The organism is Variovorax sp. 20P10.2.4, from assembly GCF_058244205.1.
The window spans coordinates 1-1938 of record NZ_JBZAYE010000974.1 but is presented as its reverse complement, the minus strand read 5'-3'; the positions used below and the strand labels follow the sequence as shown (position 1 = coordinate 1938).

3 protein-coding genes and 1 pseudogene are annotated in these 1938 nt (G+C 71.2%); all 4 read left to right on the top strand.

The genetic code is table 11. From position 1 onward, the window contains the following. Nucleotides 1-145, top strand: a pseudogene (locus AC27VN_RS40110) (hydroxyacid dehydrogenase); the annotation flags it as partial. Nucleotides 146-173: 28 nt separating this feature from the next. Next, nucleotides 174-1001 (top strand): amidohydrolase family protein, encoded by an 828-nt coding sequence (locus AC27VN_RS40105; RefSeq protein WP_490880305.1) that lies wholly within the window; start codon nucleotides 174-176, stop codon nucleotides 999-1001. Nucleotides 1002-1141: 140 nt separating this feature from the next. Next, nucleotides 1142-1645 (top strand): RNA polymerase sigma factor, encoded by a 504-nt coding sequence (locus tag AC27VN_RS40100; protein ID WP_490880304.1) that lies wholly within the window; start codon nucleotides 1142-1144, stop codon nucleotides 1643-1645. A gap of 88 nt (nucleotides 1646-1733) precedes the next feature. Beyond that, nucleotides 1734-1938, top strand: a 205-nt coding sequence (locus AC27VN_RS40095; protein WP_490880303.1) for a FecR/PupR family sigma factor regulator, incomplete at its 3' end; no start/stop codon positions are given.

The window sequence follows — 1938 nt, the reverse complement described above, 5'->3', positions numbered from 1 at the left end:
CGGCCTCACGCCGCCCGCGGTCGAGCACCAGGCGATGGAAACCGTGTCGCAGCTGGCCGAGATCTTCCAGGGCCGGGTGCCAAAGGGCGCGGTGAATGCCACCGAAGCCCATCGCTGGCGCCAGGCCTTCGGCGTGCCGGCCTGATCCCTTTCCCCATCCACCGAGAGCCTCCATGGAACCGACCCGGAACGCGCGCTATGCCGGCGCCTGCGACTGCCATGTCCACATCTACGAAGACCGCTTCCCGCTGATCCCGAACGTCGCCTGGGTGCCGCCGCACTCGCCGGTGTCGGCCTACCGCGAGCAGGTGCAGCAGCCACTGGGCATCGAGCGCGCGGTGGTGGTGCAGCCCACGGGCTACGGCTTCGACAACCGCTGCACCCTCGATGCGCTGGCGCAGTTCGGCGAGGCGGCGCGCGGCATCGCGCTCTTGGCGCCCGACGCGCCCGACGCCGAGATCGCGCGCCTGCATGCGGGCGGCATGCGCGGCGTGCGCTACATGATGATCGGCGGCGTGCTGGGCTGGGAGTCGCTGCCGGGCATGGCCGCGCGCATGGCCGATGCCGACTGGATGATCAACCTGCAGCTCGACGGCCGCACCATGCCCGAGCACGAGGAGGTGCTCAGGAAGCTGCCGTGCCGGCTGGTTCTCGACCACAACGGCAAGTTCCTCGAGCCGGTGGCGCCCAGCCATCCCTCGTTCCAGTCGCTGCTGCGCGTGATCGATGCCGGCCGCGTCTGGATCAAGCTCTCGGCGCCCTACGAGACCTCGAAGAGCGGCGCGCCCGGCTACGACGACGTGAGCCTGCTCGCGCGCACGCTGGCGGAGACCTTTCCCGAGCGCTGCCTGTGGGCCAGCAACTGGCCGCACCCGGGACGCGATCCGCGCCCCGAGAGTGCGCCGCTCTACGACCTGCTGTTCTCGTGGGCCACGAGCGAGGACACGCGCCGGCGCATCCTGGTCGACAACCCGGCCGCGCTGTACGGGTTCAAGGCCTGACGCGGGCCCGGGGAGGGCGGATCCGAAGCCCGCCATAATCGGCGCTCCCGTCTTCTTGAACCGCCTCAGGTCAGCCACGCCGCGTCGAAGCCAACCTGCCTCCTGGACTTCGACCCACCCTTGCCGGTGCCGGCGCGCCCGTGTTCGAACGCTATTACCGCGAACTGCTGAACTTCCTGTCCCGCAAGGTGCCGGACCGCGCCACCGCGGCCGACCTGGCGCAGGAGAGCTATGCGCGCGTCTACGAGGCGCAGCGCGCGGGCAGCGTGGTGCGCGATCCGCGGGCGCTGCTCTACCGGGTCGCGCGCAACCTCGTCACCGACCATCACCGGCGCAGCAGCGTGCGCGCCGGGCTGGCGGACGCCGATACCGAGGACGGCCTGGGCGAGCCCGACGACTGCATGGGCCCCGCGAGCTTCGAGCCCGACGCGGCCCTGGCCTCGAGCCAGGGCCTGGCCGCGATGATCGCCGCCATCGACGGCTTGCCGCCGCGCTGCCGCGAGGCCTTCGTGCTCTACAAGTTCGACGGGCTCTCGTATGCCGAGGTCGCCGAGCGCATGGGCATCTCGGTGCGCACGGTCGAGATGCAGCTGCGCATCGCGATGGCCGCCTGCTGGGACTGCCTGGAGCGCGACGGGAAATGAAGGGATCCACGATGAACCGAAGAGAGACCGCGTCCTACAGGGTTGGCGCCCGCTCGTGCGTCTCCATCTCCAGGGACGCCCTCGCCACATGAATTCGACGCCACCACCGGAAGACGCATCGCGCCTGCGAGAGGAGGTGCTCGACTGGTTCGTGCGCCGCCAGCGCGAGGGCTGGAGCGCCAGCGAGGAGCGCGAGTTCCAGGGCTGGCTGGTGGCCGATCCGCGTCGCGGCGAGGCCTGGCGCGCCTGGGCCTCGCGCTGGCAGGCCGTCGATGCGATTCCGGCCGCGACCG

Coding starts and splice junctions, on each gene's coding strand:
- AC27VN_RS40105 (WP_490880305.1), top strand. CDS start 174: ATGGAACCGACCCGGAACGCGCGCTATGCCGGCGCCTGCGACTGCCAT.